This is a genomic window from Sphingopyxis terrae subsp. terrae NBRC 15098 (genome assembly GCF_001610975.1).
GTDB lineage: Bacteria > Pseudomonadota > Alphaproteobacteria > Sphingomonadales > Sphingomonadaceae > Sphingopyxis > Sphingopyxis terrae_A.
This window is the reverse complement of record NZ_CP013342.1, coordinates 3,027,690-3,052,416: the sequence shown is the minus strand read 5'-3', so window position 1 is coordinate 3,052,416 and position 24,727 is coordinate 3,027,690. Positions and strand designations below refer to the sequence as shown.

The following is a 24,727-nucleotide window of genomic DNA, read 5'->3' as shown; positions in this document are numbered from 1 at the left end:
GGTCCCAACAGGTCCTTGGCATCCCCCCGATGCCAACCTCCGGCGCTACATAGACTTTCTTAAAAGCGGGTATATGCGCTGCCCCGTTTTGGGACGGAAACTCAATCGCCCGCAAAATCGAAGGCGCTCACGCCGCGTTCGCCATCGCGAAAGCGCAGCGGGCGACCGATCGGCGGCGCCGATCGCTGGACGCAGCCGGTCCGCGTGCAGCGACGACAACCAAGGCCGATCGGCGTCGCGGCGCTGCGCATCAGGTCCAGACCGCGCGCGGCGATCAGCGGCGCCGCAACCTTGGCATCGACGCCGACGCACACCGCGAACCGCGCCGGCGTCCCGCCCCCCGTCGCGCCGGGCGCCGCCACGTTGCGGCTCTGCGTGAACCAGCGCGATCCGTCTTCCAGTTCGACGAGATCGGCGACCACTTCGCCGGGGCGCGCGAACGCTTCGTGGACGCCCCACAAGGGACAGCGCGCATCGCCGTCGACGAGCGGCGACTGGCTCGCGCCGGCATAGCGCTTGCTCCCCTGCCCCGCGCGGTCGATGCGCAGCATGAAGAAGGGCAGCCCGCGCGCACCCACGCGCTGCAGCGTCGTCAACCGATGCGCCACCTGCTCGAAGCTCGCCCCGAAGCGGCGCTGCAGCAACAGCAGATCGTAACCCGTCGCATCACAGGCGCGCAGGAAGCGGCCATAGGGCATCATCAGCGCGCTCGCGAAATATTGGATCAGGTGCCGCTCGAACAGCCGCGCCGCTGCCGCTTCGGCAAATTCCGCGCCGGCAATCAGCGCATCGATCTCGTCCTTCGCCTCGATCTGCGCCAGCGTCGCCGCCGCCTGAAAGGTCCGGCTTGCCGGGCGCAGCAGTTCGTTCAGCATCAATTGCCGCGCATGCCAGTCGAGCCAGCGGAGCCGGTCGGGCATGACATCGGCGGGCAGGATGCGGATGCCGAGCTGGTGGCGCGTACGCAGCCGCTCCGAAATCGTGCCGTAAAGGTCACCGCCCGCAAGGCGCAATTCATCGGCCAGTTCCTCGGCGCGGGCGTCGAGGTCGGGGAAATGGTTGCGCCATTTCTCGATGGCGCGGCGCACCGCGGCCACTTCGGGGGCATCGCCCTCCACGTCCGCGCGCCCCTCTGGCGCCGCGTCGAACAGCCGTGCAAAGGCCGCGGCGGTCGTGGGCGCAGTCTGCAGCCATTCATCGACCTCCTGCGCGCCGATGCCGAGATCGGCGAAACGCGGATCGGCAAGCCGCCGCCGCAGGCCTGCAAGCCCGCCGAGCACGTCCTCGGCGCCCAATTTTGCGGCATCGAAGCCGAAACGCTCGGCCAGGCGCACGATCACCGTCGCCGACAACGGCCGCTGACCATGCTCGATCAGGTTGAGATAGCTCGGCGAAATATCGAGCGCCTCGGCCATCGCCGCCTGCGTCATCGCCGCTTCGCGCCGGACCTTGCGCACCGCCGGCCCTGCAAACACCCGCCGCTCCGCCATAATTGTAACTTTCTTTACTGATTTACATGCTGATTTACACCTGATGGCCATATTTCACAAATATTATTGACAAAGATTTTCACTTTCGGCGGCACTTTCGCCACCATCCACCCATCACCTCTCACAAGGATATGACGATGGGTTATCAGGAAGACATGGCACAGGCTGGCCGCCTCATCCGCGACTATGATGGCACCTGGGACGGCATCAGCGGCGAGAGCGTCGCGCGCATGCGCGCCCAGAACAAGTTCCGCACCGGCCTCGACATCGCCCGCTACACCGCGCGGATCATGCGCGCCGATATGGCCGCCTATGACGCCGATCCCGCCAACTACACCCAGTCGCTCGGCTGCTGGCACGGCTTCATCGCGCAGCAGAAGATGATCTCGGTCAAGAAGCATTTCGGCACCACCAAGGGCCGCTACATCTATCTGTCGGGCTGGATGATTGCGGCGCTGCGCAGCGAATTCGGTCCGCTGCCCGACCAGTCGATGCACGAAAAGACCAGCGTCCCGGCGCTGATCGAGGAAATCTACACCTTCCTGCGTCAGGCCGACGCCCGCGAACTCGGCATGCTGTTCCGCGATCTCGACGCCGCGCGCGCCGAGGGCGACGAACTCAAGGCCAAGCAGGTTCAGGCCGCAATCGACAATTATGAAACGCATGTCGTGCCGATCATTGCCGACATCGACGCGGGCTTCGGCAATGCCGAGGCGACCTACCTGCTCGCCAAGAAGATGATCGAAGCCGGCGCCTGCGCGCTGCAGATCGAAAATCAGGTTTCGGACGAAAAGCAGTGCGGTCACCAGGACGGCAAGGTCACCGTGCCGCACGAAGACTTTATCGCGAAGATCCGCGCCTGCCGCTACGCCTTCATGGAACTCGGCGTCGAGGATGGGATCATCGTGACGCGCACCGACAGCCTCGGCGCGGGCCTGACCAAGCAGATCGCCTTCTCGAAGGAACCCGGCGACCTTGGCGACCGGTATAACAGCTTCCTCGACTGCGAAGAGGTCGAAGGCGCGGGCAACCCCGGCGACGTCCTGATCAACCGCGACGGCAAGCTGATGCGCCCGAAGCGCCTGCCCTCGAACCTTTATCAGTTCCGCCCCGGAACTGGCGAGGATCGCTGCGTTATGGACTGCATCGCCAGCCTTCAGAACGGCGCCGACCTGCTGTGGATCGAAACCGAAAAGCCGCACATCGAACAGATCGCCGGCATGGTCGATCGCATCCGCGAAGTCGTCCCCAATGCGAAACTCGCCTATAATAATTCGCCGAGCTTCAACTGGACGCTCAACTTCCGCCAGCAGGTGTTCGACAGCTGGCAGGCCGAAGGCAAGGACGTCAGCGCCTATGATCGCGCCAAGCTGATGAGCGCCGATTATGACGAGACGGAGCTGTCGATCGAAGCCGACAACCGCATCCGCACCTTCCAGCGCGACGCGGCGAAGCGGGCGGGCATCTTCCACCACCTCATCACGCTGCCGACCTATCACACTGCGGCGCTCAGCACCGACAATCTCGCCAAGGAATATTTCGGCGACGAAGCGATGCTCGGCTACGTCAAGGGCGTCCAGCGCAAGGAAATCCGCCAGGGCATCGCCTGCGTGAAGCATCAGAACATGTCGGGCAGCGACATCGGCGACGACCACAAGGAATATTTCGCCGGCGAAGCGGCTCTGAAGGCCGCGGGCAAGGACAATACGATGAACCAGTTCGCCGCCTGACCCAGTTTGGCGCGGGGGTTTTCGTTGCCCCCCGCGCCTTCCGAGCTTTCCTGGGGAGGAAAGCCTGCCCGCCGGACGTCGATCGATGTCCGGCGGGCATTTTTGTCTGGATACGGTGACTTACCCCATTGGCCTTGTAGCCCGCCGATTTGCGTGCATTATGGGGGAAATAGAAAAATCCCTCTCCCCACAAACGGCATCTCCCCATGAACGATACCCGACTGAAACTGATGGAAGCCATCGCGCGCAAGCGAACCGTGACCGCGCGCTACAATGGCAATGTGATGCGCCTCGCGCCGCATCTGATGTTCGAACGCCACGGCGCGCTGTTCGTCAGCGCGCTCAACCTCGACAAGAATTGGCGTTCCGACGACGAGCGCCGGCTCGGCCATTTCAAGCTCGATGGACTGGCGCAGACCGAGCTGGTCGACGAAGGCTTCGACCCGCTCCCGGCCTTTGAGCCCGTGGCGCCGAAGGACGAAGACACGCTCGTCCTGTCGATCTAATCCGGTCCGCTGGCCGCTCCGGCATTTTCTGCTGGAGTTCCCATGCAGGCTGCAGTTCGGGCCGCCTCCACCCTGTCGGGAGGTAAAGACGGCCCGCACGCTTCCTATGTGGATGCCGATGCGTCGCCGTCCTTCGTCTTAACGAGCGACCAGAGCACGCCGCCGGCGATCAACGCGACCGTGACGCCCAGGCTGATCAGCGGCGGGAATTTGGCCCCGCCGAGCAGGAAGTCGGCGACGAAGATCTTCGACCCGATGAAGACGAGCACCAGCGCCAGCGCATATTTCAGATAGTGGAAACGGTGCACCATCGCGGCGAGCGCGAAATAGAGCGCGCGAAGACCGAGGATCGCCATGATGTTCGACGTATAGACGATGAAGGTGTCGGTCGTGATCGCGAAGATCGCCGGCACACTATCGACCGCGAAAACGAGGTCGGCCAGATTGATGACCACCAGCGCCAGGAACAACGGCGTCGCGGCGAGCGCGAGCTTGCCGCTCTTCTTGTCGATCGTGCGGACGAAGAATTTTTCGCCGTGCAGGTCGGGCGTGATCGGAATGTGCCGTGACAGCCAGCGGACGACCGGATTGCCCGCAACGTCCATCGGCTTGTCGCTCGCGAACAGCATCTTGACGCCGGTGAAGACCAGAAAGGCGGCGAAGACATAGAGCAGCCATTCATATTCGGTAACCAGCGCCGCGCCGCCCGCGATCATGATCCCGCGCAGCACGATCACCGCGACGATGCCCCACAGCAGCGCGCGATACTGATAGCGCGCGGGGATGGCAAAAGTCGCGAAGATCAGCGAGATAACGAAGATATTGTCGATCGACAGCGCCTTCTCGATGAAGAAGCCCGTATAATATTGCAGGCCGGCCTCGCCGCCCTTCTCCGCCCAGATCCAGGCGCCGAAGGCCAGCGCGATGCCGATATAGAGCGCCGAGAGCTTCAGGCTCTCGCCGATCCCCATCTCCTTGTTCTCCTTGTGCAGGATGCCAAGGTCGAATGCGGTCAGCGCGACGACAAGGACGATGAAGGCGGCCCAGAACCAGACCGGCGTGCCGAGCCAGTCGGAAAACAGAAATTCCATATGCGTCCGTCCCAAAAGAAGGGACGCGCCGCTCGCAAGCGACGCGCCCATATCATGGATTATCGATGGTTAGCGGCCGAAGGCCGGGCGCCGCGCGAGCATGGCAAGGCGATCCTTGACCGCCAGCTTCAGCTTCTTCAGCCGCAACAGGCGAAACGGATCGCCGCCACGCCGTCCGCGCTCGCGACGCACGGCGTCGTCGAGCTTGCGGTGCAGCACGGTCAATCGATAAATGTGGGTATTCATGGACATAAGGCGCCTCCTGATTGAGATTGCTCAAAACAGGTGACGCCGATGCCGGGCCCTTTGGTAGGGGGGAGGATGGGCCGCCAAGGCATCGGTGTCACCCGATGCGGTCCGACATCACGTGGCGGGAAATATCCCGCCGACGCCAGAGGGGCCCGGCCCGCACTTTTCAAATGTAGGATAGCGCCCCGCCGCTTGCAAGTCCTCCCGGGGACATTTGGGAGAACGCCTGCCGGCGACGGGACGCTACGCGTCGATCACTCGACGCGATTGAAATGCGTGGTTTCCAGCTTCTGGCTATTGTCGCTCGACCAGACGATCGTTTCGGTCATCGATTTCAGATCCTTGGCGACGGTATAGACCCGCGTCGATACCCGGGTGCCTGCCTTTCCCAATGTCATGACCAATGTGTCCGGTGCCGGCTGACGCAGGGCGACGGTGTCGATGAACCCCATATTGCCGGTGATCGGCACGGCGACGCCATCGAGCGCGGCGGTCGATTCCGAATATTTGACCGAGCCGTCGGGCGCGACGATTTCGACGCGCGTTGTCCACTTGCCGTCCTGCGCCGGCCGGAAGCTGATCGTCACTCGCCGGGGCCGTTCTTTTTCGGGCAACTGCGATGCGTCCAGCGACCATCTTCCGACCAGCGGCAAGGAACGCGATGCCGTATCATGGGCGGCGTTCGATGAACCCGGCTGGTCATCGGACGGGGCGGCCGCAAACATCAACCCGGCGGCGGCCAGGGATATTGCAAAGAGCATGGCGATCAATCCTTTCGAACCGCGAACCCCGATGGTTGCGGTGTGCGCCAACGGCTCCACATCGGAGGGCGGTTTCGGAAGATCGATATTTTCGTCACAAGTTTCTTGGAGGTCGAGAAGGCGCGCCAATTCGCGGCTGCTGCCGACCCCCGTCTTGCGGCGGGCGGAGCGCAGGCGCTCATTGATCGAGGTTTCCGAACGCCCCAGGCGCGCCGCGATGGTCTTGACGGTATGCCCGGCGACCAACAGGCGCAAAACCTCCACTTCCCGGTCGGTAAGACGCGCAGACAAGCCGGGAAACGGGTCATTCGCAGACATGGATTTTGCTCACCACAGCGCCACCGACAGGTCCATCCCAATTTATTTGGGAAATGGCGCTAGGGCCAGGCCGATCATGCCTGCGACCGAGCCGCCCGAATCAGGTCAGCGCGTCGGCCCCAATCCGCCGATCACCCCTTCGGCATCAGCTTCATCGCCATCGACGTCAGCGCCTCGGTCGCGGTCGAGATGACCGCGGGCGCGTCGGGCGCCCAGAAGGGCGAGTGAAGGCTGGGCAGGGTCCGCCCTTCCTTCTTCGCCGCATCGAGTTTGGCCTGCGGCACGCCGCCGACCCAGATGATCAGGCTCTTGATGTCCTTGTCATCGCGTGAGAAGCGGCCGAAATCCTCGCCGCCCATGACCGGCGGCATCTTGATGACGCGCTTGTCGCCAAAGCGCGTCGTCAGGAACGCCGCCATATCCTCGGTAAAATCGGGGGTGTTGAAGGTCGAGGGCGTGAATTCGTCCTTTTCGACGCTGACCACCGGCAATTTGTCGTCGGGGAGGCCTGCGGCGATCGCTTCGCCCTTGGCCACGCGCGCAATGCCGTCGAGCAGATGGTTGCGCACCTCGTCGGTATAGCTGCGAACCGTCAACTGCAGTCGCGCCTCGTCGGGGATGATATTATGCTTCGCGCCGGCATGGAAACTGCCGACGGTGACGACGGCGCTGTCGAGCGGGCTGATTTCACGCGACACGAGCGTTTGCAGCGCGGTGACGATCCGGCTCGCCAGCACGATCGGATCCTTGGTTGCCTGCGGATAGGCGCCATGACCGCCGACGCCCTTTACCAATATGTCGACGCTATCGACATTGGCGAGCGCATAGCCCGGCGTGTAGCCGATCGCTCCGGCCGGAAACTGCGCTGCGTCGTGGAAGGCGAGCGCATATTCCGGCTTCGGAAAGCGGGTATAGAGCCCATCCTCGAGCATCATCCGCGCGCCCGCGCCGCGCTCCTCGGCGGGTTGGCCGATCATCACCAGCGTTCCCGACCATTTATCCTTGTTCGCCGCCATCAGCCGCGCGGTGCCGATCCACGACGTCATGTGCGTATCGTGGCCGCACGCATGCATCACGCCGGTTTCGACGCCTTCCTTGGTGGTCACGCGAACCTTTGACGCACCGGGCAGGCCCGTCTGTTCGGTCACCGGCAATCCGTCCATGTCCGCGCGCACCAGCACCACCGGACCGGGGCCGTTCTTCATCACGGCGACGACGCCGGTTCCGCCAACCTTTTCGGTGACATCGAAGCCGAGCTTGCGCGCTTCGGTGGCGAGAATGCCGGCCGAGCGCACCTCCATGAAGCTGAGTTCGGGGTTGGCGTGCAGATCCTTGTAGATCGCCATCAACGAGGGCATCTGCTGCTGCACCTGATCGCCCAGCGATTGCGCCGCCGCCGGCATCGTCAGCGCCAGTGCCGCAACGCCCGTCCACAAAATCCGCATAAATCCCCCTTTGTCCGTCAATCTCGTCCGTCAAATTTTTCCGTCAGTTTGCGGGAACCAGCTCGATCACGTCGAGCAAGGATTCATAGGCCGGCGCCGGCAGCACCAGCCGCCAGCGATTGTCGCCAATCCGTTCGAGCAGCCCCGCCATATCGCGCATGCGGTCGGTACCATAATCGATGGCCAGCCGTTCGTCGCCAAGCTGCAACGTGCCCAGAAAGACCTGCCGGTTCAGGCTGTCGGGAAAGATCAGGCCCACGGGACGCTGCGATCCGGTCAGCTTGACGAAGCTCGCGATGCCCTGCTCGTCGGCGATGCGGCACCGGAACCGGTCATAAGCGATATAGGCGAGCGTGCTGCGCCCCTGCGTACCGAGCTTGATCGTCCGGCACCGGTAATCGCCGGCGGGAATGTGCGGATTGGGCAGCGCCGCCATCGGCTCGAGCAAAACGCCCTCGCGCTCGATTTCGGCGCCGTAGCCTTTCGCGCGCGCATCGGTCAGCGCCGCCTGCCAGCTCTTGTACCAGCTGCGTATGCGTTCCTTGTCCTGATCGGTCGCCGTCGCGCGCCACGTTCCTGCGGACGCAAGGGCGTCGGCCGCCGAAGGCGGCACGGCGGGCACGGTCTGGCAGGCGCCAAGGGTCAACCCCAGCGCCAGGGTAGAAACAAGCGTAGTGCGACCCCGCATTCTCCGTCTCTCCTGATCGGCTTTGGTTAACCCTTAGGAGGCGACGGACGAATGCTCAAGGGCGGGACGCGCGCAAGCGCCCTCAGGCGGCGGTCCAGCCGCCATCGACGCTCAGATTGGCGCCAGTGATGTTCGCGGCCTCGTCGCGGGTCAGGAAGGCGGCGATCGCGGCCACTTGCTCGACCGTCACGAACTGCTTGGTCGGCTGACCAGCGAGCAGCACGTCGTTGATGACCTGCTCGCGCGTCATATGCCGCGCCTTCATCGTATCGGGGATCTGGTTTTCGACGAGCGGCGTCCAGACATAGCCGGGGCTGATGCAATTGACCGTGATGCCCGCATCGGCAACTTCCAGCGCAACCGTCTTGGTCAGGCCAGCCAGACCATGTTTCGCGGTGACATAGGCCGATTTGAACGGCGAGGCGACGAGCGAGTGCGCCGATGCGGTCCCGATGATCCGCCCCCATCCCTTCTTGCGCATCCCCGGAACCGCATGGCGGATCGTGTGGAAAGCCGCGGTCAGGTTGAGCGCGATGATCATGTCCCATTTTTCGACCGGGAAATCCTCGACCGGCGCGACATATTGCATGCCCGCATTGTTCACGAGGATGTCGACGCCGCCCATGTCCTTGTCGGCGCGCTTGAACATCGCCTCGATCTCGTCGGGCTTGGTCAGGTCGGCACCATCATAGGCGGCCTTGCCGCTGTTCAGCACCTGCAGCGCCGCGCGTTCGGCTTCGATCGCCGCCGCTTCGCCGAAGCCGTTGATGATGATGTTCGCGCCCTCGGCGGCGAGCGCCTTGGCAATGCCGAGGCCGATGCCCGACGTCGATCCAGTGACGAGAGCCGTCTTGCCTTGCAGTCGCATAAATAATCCTTTCTTCGGGGGGAGATAATGATGGCGGTCAGCCGGCCTTGGGCCGCAGCAGGTCGGCCTGCACCGCGAAACTGTCCGATCGCCCTTCGGCGATGCTTTCGGCAAGAAGATGCCCGTCCTTCATCGCCGCTTCGACCGCGGCGCGGCCGAGCGCCCAATTGGCCTCCATCGTCGAGCGCGAGAATTCGAAATCGCGCGCACCGGTTTGCCAGGCGGGCGGTTGATGAATGAGCTGCACGACGTTCAGCGCCTTGCAATCGACCATCTTCTGGACCGCCTTGACCTCGGGCAGATCGCGCGCCTCGGGCGGCAGCTTCGCCAGCATCCGATCGATCAACGCATGCTCCTTGCGCCGCCGTACCAGACCGTCGGAAATGCGCCGCGTACGGCTCGAATAGCGGATATCCTTTTCGCGCGACCAGGCCTCTTCCAGATCGTGCGGACGATCGCCGCGCGCCGGGAAAAGATCGACCTGAAAGACGAGCATATCCTCGTGCGCCGCCTCGACCACATGCTCGAGCGGCGTGTTCGACACCAGCCCGCCATCCCAATACCAATGCCCGTCGATTTCGATCGGCGGCAGTCCCGGCGGCAAGGCGCCCGACGCCATGATATGCCGCGCGTCGATCCGGTCGGTGCGGGTATCGAAATAGCGGAAATTGCCCGTCTCGACCGCGACCGCGCCGACCGAAAGCCGGACATTGCCCGTGTTGAGCCGATCCCAGTCGATCAGCCGGTCGAGCGTCGCGATCAGCGGCGTCGTGTCATAATAGCTGACCGCGGCAGGCGTTTGCCGTTCGGCGAAAAGCGGCGGCGGGATGCGCGGAACGAAAAATCCCGGCACCCCGAAACTCGCGACCTGCGCGGCAGCGCCCAGATGCACCCACTCACGCACCGCATCATTGTCGACCACCGGTAGCGAGGGCAGCGCCGACGACACGCCCTCCCAAAAGGCGCGCATCTTTCCGACCGCCTCGTCGCGCGGATTGCCCGCGATGATGGCGGCGTTGATCGCCCCGATCGAAATGCCCGCGACCCAATCGAGTTCGATCCCCAGATCGATCAGCGCTTCGTAAACGCCCGCCTGAAAGGCGCCAAGCGCACCGCCCCCCTGCAGGACAAGCACCACAAGGTCGGGAAGCGGCAGGGCGGCTCGGGCAGCGCGGCGAGGCATGGACTCGGAAACGATCCTCTTCTGGGTCGGCACCCGCGTCTTTTGTGCGCCGCAACAGCGAACAATGCAAGGGTGCTGTGCAGCGCGAATCCCCTTCCAATTGCGGGGTGCTGCTGCCACAACCGTTTTACGACAAGGCTTTGACGGCGGAGACAGGCATGCGCCTCGACGATTATGATCCCGGCGACGACATTCGCGATCTCGGTCGCGGCGGAGGCGGATTCGGCGGCGGGGGCGGCGGCATGGGCGGATTGCTCGTCGGCCTGCTGCCGATGCTGCTCGGACGCAAGATGGGCTGCGGGACCATCCTGCTGCTCGGCGTGCTCGCCTTCGTCTTTCTCGGTCCCGGCGCCAGCCTGCTCAGCACCGGGGGCGGAAGCGCCGACCCGATGGCACAAAGCCGCGGCGCACCGCAGGGGGTTGCCTGCGACACGGCGGCGGAGAAATTCGCCTGCAACGTCTTCGGCTCGACGCATCAGGTCTGGGGTCAGCTCGTCGACGGCTATCGCAAGCCGACGCTCAATTTCTTCACCGACGAAAACCGGTCGGGCTGCGGCGCGGCGCAGGCGGCGATGGGGCCCTTCTACTGCCCCGCCGATCAGGGCGTCTATCTCGACACCAACTTCTTCAACGAACTGGCCAGCCGTTTCGGCGCCGCCGGCGATGCGGCGCAGGCCTATGTCGTCGCGCACGAGGTCGGTCACCACATCCAGACGCTGACCGGCATTTCGGACAAGGTTCGCCAGATGCAGGCGCGATCGTCACAGGCCGAGGGCAATGCACTGCAGGTTCGCATGGAGCTGCAGGCCGACTGCTACGCCGGCGTCTGGGCCAATCGCGCGCGGACGAAGGACGGTCAGCCGGTGATGGAACCCGGCGATATGGAAGAAGCGATGCGCGCCGCCAACGCGATCGGCGACGATACGCTGATGCGCTCGGCCGGGCAGCGTCCCGTTCCTGAAAGTTTCACCCACGGCACGAGCGAACAGCGCATGAGCTGGCTGCGCCGCGGCCTGGAAACCGGAGATCCGCGCCAGTGCGACACCTTCAACGTTTCGCTCTGATCGCCGCGCTGGCGGCGGCATCCGCGCCCGCTTCGGCGGCAAGCATCTATGTAAAGGCCGGGCGCCTGATCGACGGGCTGACCGACACCGTTCGCACCGGCCAGTGCATCACCATCGCCGACGAGCATATCGTCGCGGTCGCGCCGTGCGGCAAGGCGCCCGACGGCGCGCAGGTCGTCGACTGGTCGGCCTATACCGTGCTGCCCGGGCTGATCGACCTGCACACGCACCTCGCCGATCTGGGGCAGAGCGCCGATCTTGCCGCACCGATGAAGGCCTCGCCCGCCGAAACCGCGCTCGTCGGCGCGCGCAACGCACGCGTGACGCTCGACGCCGGCTTCACCAGCGTGCGCGACGTCGGCACCTATCGCGGGCTGACCGATCTCGCGCTCCGCAATGCGATCGACCGCGGCGATGTACCGGGGCCGCGCATGCGGGTCGCGGGCGCCTATATCACCATCCCCGGCGGCGGCGGCGAACTCAACGGCGTCGTCCCCAATGACCAGCTCCCGCCCGATATGCGGCTGGGAGTCGCCGCGACGCCCGAAGAGGCGGCGGACAAGACCGCCTTTCTGCTCGATCATGGCGCCGATTTCATCAAGACGATTGCGACCGGCGCGGTGCTGGCGATCGGCACCGAACCCGGTGCGCCCGAACTCACCGAGGATCAGCTTCGCGCCGTCGTGACGGTCGCCCACGCACGCGGCAAGCGCGTCACGGCTCACGCGCATGGCGCCGAAGGGATCAAGAATGCGATCCGTGCCGGGGTCGACAGCATCGAGCATGCAAGCCTCGTCGACGAAGAGGCGCTGCAAATGGCGAAGGCGCACGGCACCTGGCTCGCGATGGACATCTACAACGGCGATTACATCAACGACATCGGGACGAAAGAGGGTTGGCCCGAGGAATATTTGCGCAAGAATCGCGAAACCACCGACACGCAGCGCGCGGCGTTCAGGCGGGCCGTCGAATTGGGAATCAAGATCGGCTTCGCGACCGACGCGGGGGTCTATCCGCACGGGCTCAACGCGCGGCAATTCGCCTATATGGTCCGTTATGGCATGACGCCGATGCAGGCGATCCAGGCCGCGACCGGCCGCGCTTCGGAAGAAATGGGCCGTAGCGATGTCGGCGCGGTGGCGCCGGGCCGCTATGGCGACCTGATCGCGGTGAAGGCCGACCCGCTGACCGATATCCGCGTCCTCGAACGGATCGATCATGTGATGAAAGGCGGGACGATCATCCGCTGACAAGGCGAGCGCCGTCGCCGGACGCCGAGCCCGGTTGTCACGGCGCGGGCGCCTCGTTAGGGGCTGCGCAGTGGACAACAGCATCGAAATCGGAATCGACGGCGCGCAGCGGCCCGTTCATGTCAATGTCCAGGAATTGCTGGCGACGCGCCTGTTGGTCCAGGGCAATTCGGGTTCGGGCAAATCGCACCTGCTCCGCCGCCTCCTCGAAGAAAGCGCGGGACTCGTCCAGCAGATCGTGATCGATCCCGAGGGCGATTTCGTCACCCTCGCCGACCAATATTCGCACATCGTCGTCAACGCAGGCGATTATAGCGAGGCCGAAATCGCGGCGATGGGCGCGCGCATCCGCGAACACCGCGCCTCGGTCGTCCTCAGCCTCGACACGCTGGAGATCGAGGCGCAGATGAGCTGCGTCGCGGTCTTCCTGAACGCCTTGTTCGATGCGCCGCGCGCACACTGGTTCCCGGCGCTCGTCGTCGTCGACGAAGCCCAGATGTTCGCGCCGAGCGCGGCGGGCGAAGTATCCGACGCGGTCCGGCGCGCCTCGCTGTCGGCGATGACCAATTTGATGTGCCGCGGCCGCAAGCGCGGCCTCGCCGGCGCCATCGCGACGCAGCGGCTCGCAAAGCTCGCCAAGAATGTTGCCGCGGAGGCGAGCAATTTCCTGATGGGGCGCACCTTCCTCGACATCGACATGGCGCGCGCCGCCGACCTGCTCGGCATGGAGCGCCGCCAGGCCGAGCAGATACGCGACCTCGACCGCGGCTGCTTTCTCGGCCTTGGTCCCGCGATCACGCGGCGGCCGGTATCGATCCGTATCGGCTCGACCCGCACCGCGACGCGCGCAGGCACGCACAGCCTGTTGCCGCTGCCAAGCGCCGAGCCGGCCGATATGCAGACGATGCTCTTCGCCAATCTCGACGCCCAACCCGTGCCGCACCCCGCCCCGGCCCCACGCCCGGTCGCGGCCCAGGAGTTGATGGAGCGCTTCGTCGTCCCCGCCGAAGACGCCACATCGCCCATCGACGACGGCCCGCCGTCGGAGCCGGCACCGGCGATCGATCCCGAACCCGTGGTCATCGCGGCGCTGCGCGACATGCTCGCCGACCCGGCGTGCGGCTTTCATGCCGAATCCTTTCTCTATCAGGATTTTTCGGTGCGCTGCCGGATGCAGAAGCTGCGGCAGGTGCCGCTCGACCTTGCGCAGTTCCGGCGCCGCTTCGCGCTCGCGAAGGCGGGCATCTTCGATCCCGCCGAGCCGCAATGGCACGACCTGCTCGACGCGGCGGCGCGCCTGCCCGACGACATGCTCGCGCCCTTCCTGCTGATCGGGCGCGCCGCGATGGAGGGATCGCCCTGCCCGGACGACGATGCGCTCGGCGCGGCTTATGGCACGCGCTCGCCGGGCCGGGTCCGCCGCCTCGTCGAATATATGGAGCGGCAGGGCGCGGTGGTGGTGCGGTCGGATTTCGGCGGACGCCGGTCGATAGGCATCCCGGCGCTGGGGTTGAGCACCGAGGCCGAGTGATCGGCCGCCCTCCCTCTCACGCTTGATGGTTGCGGCGGCGCGGCGCTTCGGCATAAGCGGCGCGAAGCAAAGAGAGGATTGGACCAGCGACGATGCAGCTCAGCCCCTATGACAGCGAGCATTTTCCCGAGATTCGTGAGGGCGTGCGGCGGCTGTGCGCCGAGTTTCCGGGCGAATATTGGCGCGAACTCGACGTAAGGCGCGAATATCCCACCGCCTTCGTCAAGGCTCTGACCGACGCGGGCTATCTCTCGGTGCTGATCCCCGAAGAATATGGCGGATCGGGGCTCGGCCTGTCGGCGGCGGCGGCGATCCTCGAGACGATCCAAGCCGAAGGCTGCAATGGCGGCGCCTGCCATGCGCAGATGTACATCATGGGGTCGATCCTGCGCCACGGGTCGGAAGAACAGAAGCAAGCCTATCTGCCCAAAATTGCAACCGGCGAGTTGCGCCTGCAAGCCTTCGGCGTCACCGAGCCGACGAGCGGCACCGACACGACCGCGCTGCGCACCGTCGCGGTGCGCGATGGCGACGATTATGTCGTGAACGGCCAGAAAATCTGGACCAGCCGCGCCGAGCATAGCGACCTGATGCTGCTCCTCGCGCGCACGACCCCCAAGGATCAGGCGGCGAAAAAGACCGAAGGCCTCTCGACCTTCATCGTCGACATGAAAAAGGCGCTGGCCGACGGGTCGCTCACCATCCGCCCGATCCGCACGATGATGAATCATGCGACGACCGAGGTCTTCTTCGACAATATGCGCATTCCGGTCGCCAACCTGTTGGGCGAGGAAGGAAAAGGCTTCCGTTACATCCTCTCGGGCATGAACGCCGAACGGACGTTGATCGCCGCCGAATGTGTCGGCGACGCCAAATGGTTCATCCGGAAGTCCGCCGACTATGCGAACGAACGCCATGTTTTCGGCCGCGCGATTGGCCAGAACCAGGGCATCTCCTTCCCGATCGCCCGTGCCTATGCCAATATGCGCGCCGCCGAATTGATGGTTCACGAAGCCGCCCGGCTCTATGAAGCCGCACAGCCCAACGGCGCGGAGGCCAATATGGCAAAGATGCTCGCCGCCGACGCGTCGGTCGAAGCCGGCAATGTCTGCATCCAGACCCACGGCGGCTTCGGCTTTGCCGAGGAATATGACGTCGAGCGCAAGTTCCGCGAGACGCGCCTCTATCAGGTCGCGCCGATCTCGACGAACCTCATCCTCTCCTTCCTCGCCGAGCATGTCCTCGGCATGCTGCGGTCCTATTGATGGCCGATACCCCGCCCTTCCTTCCGCGCCCGGTGCGCCGGATGGGTCTGGGGGTGGCGGGCGATGCCGACATCGAGCGCATGATCGCGGTCGAAATGCCGGTCTCGATCGAGGTTCAGGGGCTCGCCTATGCCGTGATGATGGCGACGCCCGCCGATCTCGAAGATTTCGGCGTCGGATTTGCACTGGCCGAGGGGTTCGTCGATACGGCAGCGCAGATCGACCGGATCGACGCGCAGCCGGTTCCCGGCGGCCAAGCGCTGCGACTCTGGCTTTCCCCCGCTTGCGCCGCGCGCGCGCTCGACCGCGCCCGGACGCGCGTGAGCGAGAGCAGTTGCGGCCTGTGCGGCCTCGAAAATATCGACGCGGTGCTGCGCCCGCTGCCCCCCGTGACCGCGCGCGTCACCGTGCCGCGCGCGGCGATCGCGCGCGCGCTTGCGGCGCTCCCCGAGCGGCAACCGCTCGGGCGTGCGACCGGCGCCGCTCACGCCGCCGCTTTCTGCGACCCCGATGGCGACATTCTGCTCGTTCGTGAAGATGTCGGCCGGCACAATGCGCTCGACAAGCTTGTCGGTGCGCTCGCGCGCGGCGCTACCGATCCGGCGGGCGGCTTCATCCTGCTGTCGGCGCGCTGCAGCTATGAACTGGTCGAAAAGACGGTGCGCGCGGGTTGCCCGATGCTCGTCACCATCTCGGCGCCCACCAGCCTGGCCGCCGAGCGCGCCGCATCGGCCGGGCTGACGCTCGTCTCGCTGGCGCGCGCCGACAATGCCCTTATCATCTCCGACGCGCAGGGCATGATCGCATGAGGCTGCTCGGCGCGGTGCTCGCCGGCGGGCAGTCGCGCCGCTTCGGCTCGGACAAGGCGCAGGCGCTCTTGGGCGGCACGACGCTCCTCGATCATGCCGTCGCGGCGCTGAAGCCGCAATGCGACCGGATCGTCATCGTCGGGCGCGAAAACGGGCGCGTCGCCGCGATACCCGACCGGCCGCAGCCCGGCCTCGGCCCGCTCGGCGGCATCGCCGGGGCGCTTTCTTATGCCGCAAACGAAGGCTTCGATGCGGTGCTGACGGTGCCGGTCGACTGCTTGCGGCTACCCGCGAATCTGCGCGACCTGCTTGCCCCGCCGCCCGCGTTTGTCGCCGCGCAGCCGGTTATCGGTCTGTGGCCGGTGCAGGCGCTGACGCTGCTCGACGCGCTTCTCAGCGAAGAGGACGACCGGTCGGTGCGCAGCTTCGCCCGCCGCATCGGTGCGCGTGCGGTCGAGAGCGATGTCGAACTGCCGAACATCAACCGACCGCCCGATCTCGATCGTTTCGCTTAGGCGCCGACGACCCGCACCGGGATCGACTTTGCCGCCGGACAGCCGCTGATCGGGTCATAATAGGCGAGCGGCAGCAGCGGGTTGAGTTCGGGATAATAGCCCGCGATGGAACCTGCCGGCATCGGATAGTCGATCGCGGTCAGCCCCTCGACCCGCCGCACGATGCCGTCGGTGCTGATCGTTTCCAGCGTGATCTTCGCGCCTTCGGCCAAGCCGCGCGCCGCCATGTCCTCGGCATTCATGAACACCACCATCCGGTCGTTGTACACGCCGCGATAGCGATCATTATAGCTGTAGATCGTCGTGTTGAACTGATCGTGCGATCGCACCGTCGCCAGCCGCAGCATGCCGGGATCCTCGACCGGCGCATCGACGTGCAGTCCGGGCAGCGGCAGGAAGTTGGCTTTCCCGTTCGGGGTCAGCCACGCGCGCCGCCGCGGCGCGATGTCGAGATGAAAGCCTTTGGGCGCTTTGATGCGCTCGCCGAAATCGGCGTAGACGGCAGGATAGACATCGGCGATCCGGTCGCGGATGCGGGCATAATCGTCGATATAGCTCGCCCAATCGACCTTGCTGTCCGGCAAGGCCGCCATTGCCATGCGGCAGACGATCTCGACCTCCGGCAACAGATGTTCGCTCGCCGGATCGAGCACCCCGCCCGAGGCGGTGACGTTCGACATCGAATCCTCGATCGTGACGAATTGCTCGCCCGCCGCGGTTTCGATGCGTTCGGATCGCGCGATGACCGGCAGGATGAGCGCATCCTTGCCATGCACCAGATGCCCGCGGTTGAGCTTGGTCGCGATGCCGACGGTCAGGTCCAGCTTGCGCATCGCGTCATAGGCGCGGTCGGTATCGGGCACCGCGCGCACGAAATTGCCGCCCAGCCCGATGAAGACCTTCGCGGTGCCCGCCATCATCGCCTCGACCGATTCGACGGTGTGATGGCCGTGTGCGCGCGGCGGCTCGAAGCCGAAGACATCGCGCACGCGATCGAGATAAGCCTCGGTCGGCTTTTCGTCGATGCCGACGGTGCGATCGCCCTGCACGTTCGAATGGCCGCGGATCGGGGAGATGCCGGCGCCGGGCTTGCCGTAATTGCCCTTGAGCAGCAGCAGCGCCGCAACTTGCTGGAGCAGCCGCGATCCCAGTTGATGCTGGGTCAGCCCCATGCCGTAACAGATGATCGTGGCGTTGGAGCGGATATAGACTTCGGCGCATCGGCGAATCTGCTCTTCCGAAATGCCCGACACCGCGACCATCTCGCCCCAGTCCTGCGCCATGATATCGTCGCGCAGTTCCTCGAAGCCTTCGGTATGCTCGGCGATGAAATCATGGTCGAAGATCGTTTCGCCCGCGGCTTCGCGCTCGAACATCGCGCGCATCATGCCCTTGATCAGCGCAAGATCGCCGCCGATCTTCACATGCACGAATTCGCTGGCGATCGGCGTCGAGCCGAAGGTCGCCATCTGCGCGATGTCCTGCGGCTCGGTGAAGCGGATCAGCGCGCGTTCGGGCATCGGATTGACCGCGACAATCGGAACCCCGCGCCGCCGCGCTTCGACGAGGCAGGTCATCATGCGCGGCGCGTTGGTGCCGGGGTTCTGTCCGATCACGAAGATGGCCTCGGCATGGTCGAAATCGTCGAGGATCACCGTCCCTTTGCCCACCCCGATCGCGGGCGGCAGGCCGCGGCTCGTCGGCTCATGGCACATGTTCGAACAATCGGGAAAATTGTTGGTGCCGAACTCGCGCACGAAGATCGAATAAAGGAACGCCGCCTCGTTCGGAGTGCGACCGGAGGTATAGAATTCGGCCTGGTCGGGATCGTCGAGCGCGCGCAGGTGCCGGCCGATCAGCGCAAAGGCGTCGTCCCAGCTCACCGGCACATAATGGTCGGTCGCGGCGTCATAGCGCATCGGCTCGGTGAGCCGCCCCTGCATCTCGAGCCAATAGTCCGACTGCGCCATGAGCTCGGTGACGCTGTACGCCGCGAAGAAGTCGCGCGTGACCCGGAATTTCGTCGCCTCATGCGCGAGCGCCTTGGCCCCATTCTCGCAGAATTCCAGCTTCTTGGTGCAACTCGCATCAGGAAAGGCGCAGCTCGGACATTTGAAACCGCCCGGTTGGTTCATCGACAGCAGCGCGCGCGATCCCTTGGTAACGACGCTTTGTTCGAGCAGCACTTTTGCGGTGGCCGCGGCGGCGCCCCATCCGCCCGCGGGCTGCTTGTAGGGGGTGTAGCGGGGCTTGCCTTCGGCCATGGTCGTATCCCGAGCGATTGGACGCCCACTATGGTCCCGCCATTGCATGAACTCCAGAGCTTATCGCCCTGCGTCGGCGACCCCGCCTGCGCCGAGCGCATCGCGCAATTGCCGCAGCGCATCCCCAAGCGCTTCGATCTCTGCCGCGCTGCGCGACCCCGCGACGATCGACGCCGACAGGCAAAAGCCGGGGCGTGGCTCGGCCAGCCCTGCGGCCACGGTCACGACGCCGCGATGCGCGAAGCCCTCGTCGACGGCAAAGCCCTTCGCCGCCGCCTCGCGCACCTGCGCGGCATAGGTGTCGAAATCGAGCGCGGCCTGCCAGCGCACCGGTGCAAAGCGACGCGCAAGTTCAGGGGCATCGACGCCCTGCGCCGCCGCGAGCGCCCGGCCGGCCGCGCCCCCGCCGAGCGGCTGGCGCTGTTCGTCGGCGAGGCGCAGCCGCATTCCGGCATCGCTTTCGGCATGCGCGAGCAATTGCATCCGCTCGCGCGACACCGCCGCCCACAGGCCGACCGCCGCCTCACTGCGCTGCGCGAAGCGAAGCATCAGGGGGCGGGCGCGTTCGGCAAGCGCCGCGGCGCCGCCATTGTCGCGCAGCAGCGCAGCCGCCTGCCAGGCCGCCGTCAGCCGGTACCGCTTGCCCGGCTCGGCGCGCTCGATCGCGCCTTCACCCGCCAGCGTCTTGAGAAGATTGAGGCAACTGGACGGACTGAGGCCGAGGCTACGGCCGATATCGGACAGCGTCAGCGGTCCCGCGTCGGCGAGCAGGCGCAGGATCGCAAAAGCCACGGAAACGGAACGCACGGGGCCGGTCATGGCTTTCCTATATTTTCATATATATGAAAGAACAATTCCCAATGTTGAAATGATGCATTGCCCGCCCTATCGCGCTATCGATTGATTCGACGGGAGAGTGACATGAGCGGTTGTCTGGACGGCAAAGTGGTCGCGATTACCGGCGCGGGACGCGGCATCGGGCGCGAACTGGCGCTCCACTGCGCCGCGCAAGGCGCAGCGGTCATCGTCAACGACCCCGGCGTCGCGCAGGCGGGCGATGGCGGCGACGCTGCCCCGGCGGAGACCACCGCGAACGACATTGTCGCCGCGGGCGGCAAGGCTGCCGCCAATTTCGGCAATGTCGCCGATCCCAAGGAAGCCGCCGGCATCATCGAGGATGCGGTCGCAAAGTTCGGCCGCATCGATGCCGTCGTGAACAACGCCGGCATCCTGCGCGACACCATCTGGCACAAGATGAGCTACGAGGATTGGAAGAGCGTCATCGAGGTCAACCTCACCGGCGTCTTCAACGTCTCGAAGGCCGCGACGCCGTACTTCCGCGAGCAGCAGTCGGGCAGCTTTATCCACTTCACCTCGACCAGCGGGCTTATCGGTAACATCGGCCAGGCCAATTATTCCGCCGCCAAGCTCGGCGTCGTCGCGCTGTCGCAATCGATCGCGCTCGACATGGCGCGCGTCGGGGTGCGCTCGAACTGCATCGCGCCCTTCGCGTGGAGCCGCATGACCAGTTCGATCCCGGCGACGACCCCGGCAGAGCAAGAGCGCGTCAAGCGGTTGCAGGAAATGTCGCCCGACAAGATCGCGCCGCTCGTCGCCTATCTCGCGTCCGACCTGTCGAAGGATGTGACCAACCAGATCTTCAGCGTGCGCAAGAACGAGATATTGCTTTTCTCGAAGCCGCGCCCGGTCCGCTCGATGGCGAAGCTCGAAGGCTGGACCGCCGAAGCGATTGCCGACGAGTTGATCCCCGCCTTCCGCCCAGCTTTCGCGCGCGCCGACGAGGTGTCGGCGCATGTTTTCCCTTACGACCCGATCTGAGGACTTTAAGATGAGCAATCCCGGCATGGACGCGGACGTCTTCGAACAGTTCATCGAACAACTCGAACGCTATGTCCGCGATCGCCTTCTCCCCGCCGAGAAGGAGATCATCGAGAGCGACGCGATCCCCGACGATATCCTGTCCGAGATGCGCGACATGGGCCTCTTCGGACTGACGATCCCGGAGGAATTTGGCGGCGCGGGGATGAACGTCAGCCAGTATATCCGCACGATCCACACGATCAGCTATGCGATGCCGGCGTTCCGCTCGATCATCTCGATCAACATCGGCATGTTCGCCTCGGCATTGAAGAATGGCGGGACCGAGGCGCAGAAGGCCGAATGGCTGCCGCGCGTCGCGGCGGGCGAGATCGCCTGCTTCGGCCTCACCGAACCCGGCTCGGGATCGGACTCGGCGGGGCTCCAGACGACCGCGACGCAGACCGACAATGGCTGGGTCTTGAACGGCACCAAACGCTACATCACCAACTCGCCCTTCGCCAAGGTCGGCCTGATCATGGCGCGGACGAGCAAGGAAAATCTGCCGAAGAACGCCCATGTCTCGGCGTTCGTCGTGCCAATGGACGCCCCCGGTGTATCGATCGGCAAGTCGGACAAGAAGATGGGCCAGGCGGGCAGTCACATCGCCGACGTGATCATGGAGGATGTTCGCGTTGGCGGCGAAGCGCTGCTGGGCGGCGAGCTCGGCAAAGGCTTTGCCTATGCGATGATGAGCCTCGACAACGGCCGCATGTCGGTCGGCGCCGCGGCGACCGCCTATGCCCGCCGCGCGCTCGACAGCGCGGTACGCTATGCGACCGAACGCAAGGCGTTCGGCGAACCGATCGCCAATTTCCAGCTGATCCAGCAGATGCTCGCGCAGAGCGAGATCGATATCTATGGCGCCGAATGCATGATGGAGGACGTCACCCGCCGCGCCGACGCGGGCGAGAATGTCCTGCGCAAGGCGGCGGCGTTCAAGGTCTTCGCCAGCGAAATGTGCGGCCGCGTCGTCGATGCGTGCGTGCAGGTTTATGGCGGCGCGGGCTATCTCGCCGAATATGACGCCGAGCGTTTCTTCCGCGATGCGCGCATCTATCGCATCTACGAAGGGACGACGCAGATCCTGCAGCTCCAGATCGCCAAGCATATGCTGCGCGAGTTTGCGGCGGCGAATTGAGGGTGGAGCGCCGCCTCACACCCTATCGTCATCCCGGCGAAGGCCGGGATCTCGCCGTAGCGTTTGAATGCACCGGCGAGATCCCGGCCTTCGCCGGGATGACGGGAGCGGGGGACGACGGAACACGCCATGTATAACCTCCTTTCCGGCCTCTCGGTCATCGAGGCGTCCTCCTTCGTCGCCTCGCCCACGGCCGGGCTCTACTGCGCGCAGTTCGGCGCCGAGGTGATCCGCGTTGACCAGATCGGCGGCGGCCCCGATTTCCGCCGCTGGCCGGTGACCGCAGAGAATAATTCGCTCTATTGGGAAAATCTGAACCGGGCGAAAAAGTCGGTGGCGCTCGATCTGTCCCGGCCAGAGGGACGCGAGTTGCTGCAGCAACTGGTCCGCGCGACCGGCCAGTTCATCACCAACTTTCCGGCGGGCGGCTTCCTGTCGCACGACACGCTCGCCGAAGGCCGCGCCGACCTCATCACCGTCCGCGTCATGGGATGGGCCGACGGCTCGCCCGCGCTCGATTATACGGTGAACAACAGCGTCGGCTATCCGATGCTAACCGGCGCCGGGCCCGAGCCGGTCAACCATGTCCTGCCCGCCTGGGACCTGCTCACCGGTGCCTATGCCGCCTTTGCGCTGCTCGCCGCGATCCAGCGGCGCAGCGTCAGCGGCGAAGGCGGCGAGGTCCGCATACCCCTGTCGGACGTCGCGATCGGCACCGTCGCCAACCTCGGCGGTGTCGCCGAAGTCCTCTATTCGGGCGAAAGCCGCCCGCGGCTCGGCAACGCGGTTTACGGCCTGTTCGGTCGCGACTTCGTGACCCGCGACGGCCAGCGGACGATGATCGTCGTCGTCACGCCGCGCCAATGGGCGAACCTGATTGCGGCGCTCAATCTCGGCGACGCCATCGCGAGCATCGAGGCGGCGCGCGGCGTCTCGTTCGCCAAGGACGACGGCCTCCGCTTCGACCACCGCGATGCGCTCTACCCCTTGTTCGAGAAAGCCATCGCAAATCGCGACCATGCCGATCTCGCCGCCGCCTTCGATGCGGGCGGGATCGTCTATTCGCTCTACCGCACGATGCTTGATGCGGTTCAGGACCCGGCGCTCGTCGCGAACAACCCGATCTTCGGCGCGGCGCAGAACCCCAGCGGCTTCGCCTACCCCGCCGCGGGCGCCTTCGCGACCATCCCGCAGGCGGAACGCGAACCCCCGCGCCCTGCCCCGCTCAACGGCCAGCACAGTGAAGAAGTGCTGACCTCGCGCCTTTCGCTCTCCTCGGGCGAAATCGCCCGCCTGATTGATGCCGGTATCGTCGGTGTCGCCTAGCCTTCCCTTCTTCTCTCTGTGGGCCCCCGCCTTCGCGGGGGCACGTGGCATTTTGAACGAACACAAACCGGAGACCCCAAATGACCCTTCGCCGCGCCGCCATCGTCGCCCCGATCCGCACCGCCGTCGGCAAGTTCGGCGGCTCGCTGTCCTCCATGACCGCCGGCGCCCTCGGCGCGGTCATTCTGAAGGCGCTCATGGAGCGCACGAAGATCGACCCCGCGCGCGTCGATGACGTCGTCTTTTCGCAGGGCTATGGCAATGGCGAAGCGCCGGCGATCGGCCACTGGTCGTGGCTTGCAGCAGGGCTGCCGCTCGACGTGCCGGGCTACCAGCTCGACCGCCGCTGCGGCTCGGGACTGCAGGCGGTCGTCAACGCCGCAATGATGGTCCAGACCGGCATGTCCGACGTCGTCGTCGCGGGCGGCGTCGAATCGATGTCGAACGTCGAGCATTATTCGACCGATATCCGCAAGGGCGTGCGGGCGGGGAACCTCACGCTCCACGACCGGCTGACCCGCGGGCGGCTGATGTCGCAGCCCGTCGAACGCTTCGGCGTCATCACCGGGATGATCGAGACCGCAGAAAATCTCGCCAAGGATTATGACATCAGCCGCGAGGCCTGCGACGCCTATGCCGTGCGCAGCCACCAGCGCGCCGCCGCCGCCTGGGCGAATGGCCTGTTCGATGACGAACTCGTCCCCGTCTCGGTCCCGCAGAAAAAGGGCGACCCGGTCGTCTTCGCCCACGACGAAGGCTACCGCGCCGACGCGACGATGGAAACATTGGGCAAATTGCGCGCACTCGAAGGCGGCGTCGTCACCGCGGGCAACGCCAGCCAACAGAATGACGCCGCCGCCGCGTGCCTCGTGGTCGCCGAAGACAAGCTCGACGAACTCGGGCTGACCCCCATCGCCTGGTATCACAGCTCGGCTGCGGCGGGCTGCGACCCCAGCCGCATGGGCATCGGCCCCGTCCCGGCCGTCGAACGCCTCTTCGCGCGCAATGGCCTCGGCTGGGGCGACATCGACCTTGTCGAACTCAACGAAGCCTTCGCGCCGCAGGTGCTCGCGGTGCTCAAGGGCTGGGGCTGGTCCGACGACGACAGCCGGAACGAAATCCTCAACGTCAACGGCTCGGGCATCTCGCTCGGCCATCCGATCGGCGCGACCGGCGGCCGCATCCTCGCCAATCTGACGCGCGAACTCGTTCGCAGGAATGGCCGCTACGGCCTTGAAACCATGTGTATCGGCGGCGGCCAAGGCATCGCCGCGATCTTCGAGCGCGCGGCTTGAAGGATATCCGACCAATGAACATTGGAGCGGCCTCTCCGCAAAAAGCCGTTCGTGCTGAGC

General features: G+C 65.4%; 22 protein-coding genes. 12 read left to right on the top strand and 10 right to left on the bottom strand.

Translation table 11 applies throughout. From position 1 onward, the window contains the following. Positions 1-101: 101 nt before the first annotated feature. Positions 102-1,490 carry a helix-turn-helix domain-containing protein gene (locus AOA14_RS14510; RefSeq protein WP_062902307.1) on the bottom strand — a complete coding sequence of 463 codons (1,389 nt, stop codon included), beginning with the start codon at positions 1,488-1,490 and terminating at the stop codon, positions 102-104. Positions 1,491-1,627: 137 nt separating this feature from the next. Between AOA14_RS14510 and AOA14_RS14505 the strand changes: the two genes are divergently transcribed. Then, a complete protein-coding gene (locus AOA14_RS14505) occupies positions 1,628-3,220 on the top strand; it encodes an isocitrate lyase (protein WP_062902306.1) in 1,593 nt (530 codons plus the stop codon). A gap of 206 nt (positions 3,221-3,426) precedes the next feature. After that, positions 3,427-3,726, top strand: coding sequence for a WYL domain-containing protein (locus tag AOA14_RS14500; RefSeq protein ID WP_003044268.1), 300 nt, complete (start codon positions 3,427-3,429; stop codon positions 3,724-3,726). Positions 3,727-3,830: 104 nt separating this feature from the next. Here the strand turns inward: AOA14_RS14500 and AOA14_RS14495 are convergent, their stop codons facing one another. The 7 genes from AOA14_RS14495 to AOA14_RS14470 all read right to left on the bottom strand — a co-directional run bounded on the left by AOA14_RS14495 (position 3,831) and on the right by AOA14_RS14470 (position 10,329). Further along, positions 3,831-4,817 (bottom strand): TerC family protein, encoded by a 987-nt coding sequence (locus AOA14_RS14495; protein ID WP_062903190.1) that lies wholly within the window; start codon positions 4,815-4,817, stop codon positions 3,831-3,833. Between the two features lie 69 nt (positions 4,818-4,886). Continuing rightward, the gene (locus AOA14_RS19380) at positions 4,887-5,069 is read right to left on the bottom strand and encodes a DUF465 domain-containing protein (protein WP_234180278.1); all 183 of its coding nucleotides are present in this window, start codon (positions 5,067-5,069) and stop codon (positions 4,887-4,889) included. A gap of 251 nt (positions 5,070-5,320) precedes the next feature. Then, positions 5,321-6,091: a helix-turn-helix domain-containing protein gene (locus tag AOA14_RS14490; RefSeq protein ID WP_409372297.1), complete on the bottom strand. Its 771-nt coding sequence runs from the start codon at positions 6,089-6,091 to the stop codon at positions 5,321-5,323. Positions 6,092-6,276: 185 nt separating this feature from the next. Further along, positions 6,277-7,590: an amidohydrolase gene (locus AOA14_RS14485; RefSeq protein ID WP_062902305.1), complete on the bottom strand. Its 1,314-nt coding sequence runs from the start codon at positions 7,588-7,590 to the stop codon at positions 6,277-6,279. 43 nt (positions 7,591-7,633) lie between these two features. Further along, complete coding sequence (locus tag AOA14_RS14480; RefSeq protein WP_062902304.1) at positions 7,634-8,278, bottom strand: DUF4893 domain-containing protein; 645 nt, start codon at positions 8,276-8,278, stop codon at positions 7,634-7,636. An 82-nt stretch (positions 8,279-8,360) separates the two neighbouring features. Continuing rightward, entirely contained in the window at positions 8,361-9,146 is a 786-nt protein-coding gene (locus AOA14_RS14475) for a 3-hydroxybutyrate dehydrogenase (RefSeq protein ID WP_062902303.1), read from the bottom strand. Between the two features lie 37 nt (positions 9,147-9,183). Continuing rightward, positions 9,184-10,329: a patatin-like phospholipase family protein gene (locus AOA14_RS14470; protein WP_062766861.1), complete on the bottom strand. Its 1,146-nt coding sequence runs from the start codon at positions 10,327-10,329 to the stop codon at positions 9,184-9,186. A gap of 158 nt (positions 10,330-10,487) precedes the next feature. On the opposite strand from AOA14_RS14470, the gene ypfJ reads away from it, so the two are divergent. From ypfJ to mobA, 6 genes are all read left to right on the top strand, one after another. Then, a complete protein-coding gene (gene ypfJ / locus AOA14_RS14465) occupies positions 10,488-11,393 on the top strand; it encodes a KPN_02809 family neutral zinc metallopeptidase (RefSeq protein ID WP_062902302.1) in 906 nt (301 codons plus the stop codon). After that, the gene (locus AOA14_RS14460; RefSeq protein WP_062902301.1) at positions 11,366-12,643 is read left to right on the top strand and encodes a Xaa-Pro dipeptidase; all 1,278 of its coding nucleotides are present in this window, start codon (positions 11,366-11,368) and stop codon (positions 12,641-12,643) included. Before ypfJ ends, AOA14_RS14460 begins: the two co-directional genes overlap by 28 nt. A 70-nt stretch (positions 12,644-12,713) precedes the next feature. After that, positions 12,714-14,174 (top strand): helicase HerA domain-containing protein, encoded by a 1,461-nt coding sequence (locus AOA14_RS14455; protein WP_062902300.1) that lies wholly within the window; start codon positions 12,714-12,716, stop codon positions 14,172-14,174. Between the two features lie 92 nt (positions 14,175-14,266). Then, positions 14,267-15,439: an acyl-CoA dehydrogenase family protein gene (locus AOA14_RS14450; RefSeq protein ID WP_062902299.1), complete on the top strand. Its 1,173-nt coding sequence runs from the start codon at positions 14,267-14,269 to the stop codon at positions 15,437-15,439. Beyond that, positions 15,439-16,248, top strand: a complete 810-nt coding sequence (gene fdhD, locus AOA14_RS14445) for a formate dehydrogenase accessory sulfurtransferase FdhD (RefSeq protein ID WP_062902298.1) — start codon at positions 15,439-15,441, stop codon at positions 16,246-16,248. The genes AOA14_RS14450 and fdhD overlap by 1 nt, the downstream gene beginning before the upstream one ends. After that, entirely contained in the window at positions 16,245-16,763 is a 519-nt protein-coding gene (gene mobA / locus AOA14_RS14440) for a molybdenum cofactor guanylyltransferase (protein ID WP_062902297.1), read from the top strand. Before fdhD ends, mobA begins: the two co-directional genes overlap by 4 nt. Here mobA and AOA14_RS14435 read toward each other — a convergent pair. Further along, positions 16,760-19,027, bottom strand: coding sequence for an FdhF/YdeP family oxidoreductase (locus tag AOA14_RS14435; protein WP_062902296.1), 2,268 nt, complete (start codon positions 19,025-19,027; stop codon positions 16,760-16,762). The genes mobA and AOA14_RS14435 overlap by 4 nt on opposite strands. A gap of 60 nt (positions 19,028-19,087) precedes the next feature. Continuing rightward, positions 19,088-19,846: a helix-turn-helix domain-containing protein gene (locus AOA14_RS14430; protein ID WP_062902295.1), complete on the bottom strand. Its 759-nt coding sequence runs from the start codon at positions 19,844-19,846 to the stop codon at positions 19,088-19,090. A gap of 102 nt (positions 19,847-19,948) precedes the next feature. Between AOA14_RS14430 and AOA14_RS14425 the strand changes: the two genes are divergently transcribed. The 4 genes from AOA14_RS14425 to AOA14_RS14410 all read left to right on the top strand — a co-directional run bounded on the left by AOA14_RS14425 (position 19,949) and on the right by AOA14_RS14410 (position 24,667). Continuing rightward, positions 19,949-20,866 (top strand): SDR family NAD(P)-dependent oxidoreductase, encoded by a 918-nt coding sequence (locus tag AOA14_RS14425; RefSeq protein WP_062902294.1) that lies wholly within the window; start codon positions 19,949-19,951, stop codon positions 20,864-20,866. 10 nt (positions 20,867-20,876) lie between these two features. Beyond that, positions 20,877-22,046, top strand: coding sequence for an acyl-CoA dehydrogenase family protein (locus AOA14_RS14420; protein ID WP_062902293.1), 1,170 nt, complete (start codon positions 20,877-20,879; stop codon positions 22,044-22,046). Positions 22,047-22,175: 129 nt separating this feature from the next. Further along, positions 22,176-23,372: a CoA transferase gene (locus AOA14_RS14415; RefSeq protein ID WP_062902292.1), complete on the top strand. Its 1,197-nt coding sequence runs from the start codon at positions 22,176-22,178 to the stop codon at positions 23,370-23,372. 80 nt (positions 23,373-23,452) lie between these two features. Then, positions 23,453-24,667, top strand: coding sequence for an acetyl-CoA C-acetyltransferase (locus AOA14_RS14410; RefSeq protein ID WP_062902291.1), 1,215 nt, complete (start codon positions 23,453-23,455; stop codon positions 24,665-24,667). The last annotated feature ends 60 nt before the right edge of the window (positions 24,668-24,727 follow it).

Coding starts and splice junctions, on each gene's coding strand:
- AOA14_RS14510 (WP_062902307.1), bottom strand. CDS start 1,490: ATGGCGGAGCGGCGGGTGTTTGCAGGGCCGGCGGTGCGCAAGGTCCGG.
- AOA14_RS14505 (WP_062902306.1), top strand. CDS start 1,628: ATGGGTTATCAGGAAGACATGGCACAGGCTGGCCGCCTCATCCGCGAC.
- AOA14_RS14500 (WP_003044268.1), top strand. CDS start 3,427: ATGAACGATACCCGACTGAAACTGATGGAAGCCATCGCGCGCAAGCGA.
- AOA14_RS14495 (WP_062903190.1), bottom strand. CDS start 4,817: ATGGAATTTCTGTTTTCCGACTGGCTCGGCACGCCGGTCTGGTTCTGG.
- AOA14_RS19380 (WP_234180278.1), bottom strand. CDS start 5,069: ATGTCCATGAATACCCACATTTATCGATTGACCGTGCTGCACCGCAAG.
- AOA14_RS14485 (WP_062902305.1), bottom strand. CDS start 7,590: ATGCGGATTTTGTGGACGGGCGTTGCGGCACTGGCGCTGACGATGCCG.
- AOA14_RS14480 (WP_062902304.1), bottom strand. CDS start 8,278: ATGCGGGGTCGCACTACGCTTGTTTCTACCCTGGCGCTGGGGTTGACC.
- AOA14_RS14475 (WP_062902303.1), bottom strand. CDS start 9,146: ATGCGACTGCAAGGCAAGACGGCTCTCGTCACTGGATCGACGTCGGGC.
- AOA14_RS14470 (WP_062766861.1), bottom strand. CDS start 10,329: ATGCCTCGCCGCGCTGCCCGAGCCGCCCTGCCGCTTCCCGACCTTGTG.
- ypfJ (WP_062902302.1), top strand. CDS start 10,488: ATGCGCCTCGACGATTATGATCCCGGCGACGACATTCGCGATCTCGGT.
- AOA14_RS14450 (WP_062902299.1), top strand. CDS start 14,267: ATGCAGCTCAGCCCCTATGACAGCGAGCATTTTCCCGAGATTCGTGAG.
- fdhD (WP_062902298.1), top strand. CDS start 15,439: ATGGCCGATACCCCGCCCTTCCTTCCGCGCCCGGTGCGCCGGATGGGT.
- mobA (WP_062902297.1), top strand. CDS start 16,245: ATGAGGCTGCTCGGCGCGGTGCTCGCCGGCGGGCAGTCGCGCCGCTTC.
- AOA14_RS14435 (WP_062902296.1), bottom strand. CDS start 19,027: ATGGCCGAAGGCAAGCCCCGCTACACCCCCTACAAGCAGCCCGCGGGC.
- AOA14_RS14430 (WP_062902295.1), bottom strand. CDS start 19,846: ATGACCGGCCCCGTGCGTTCCGTTTCCGTGGCTTTTGCGATCCTGCGC.
- AOA14_RS14425 (WP_062902294.1), top strand. CDS start 19,949: ATGAGCGGTTGTCTGGACGGCAAAGTGGTCGCGATTACCGGCGCGGGA.
- AOA14_RS14420 (WP_062902293.1), top strand. CDS start 20,877: ATGAGCAATCCCGGCATGGACGCGGACGTCTTCGAACAGTTCATCGAA.
- AOA14_RS14415 (WP_062902292.1), top strand. CDS start 22,176: ATGTATAACCTCCTTTCCGGCCTCTCGGTCATCGAGGCGTCCTCCTTC.
- AOA14_RS14410 (WP_062902291.1), top strand. CDS start 23,453: ATGACCCTTCGCCGCGCCGCCATCGTCGCCCCGATCCGCACCGCCGTC.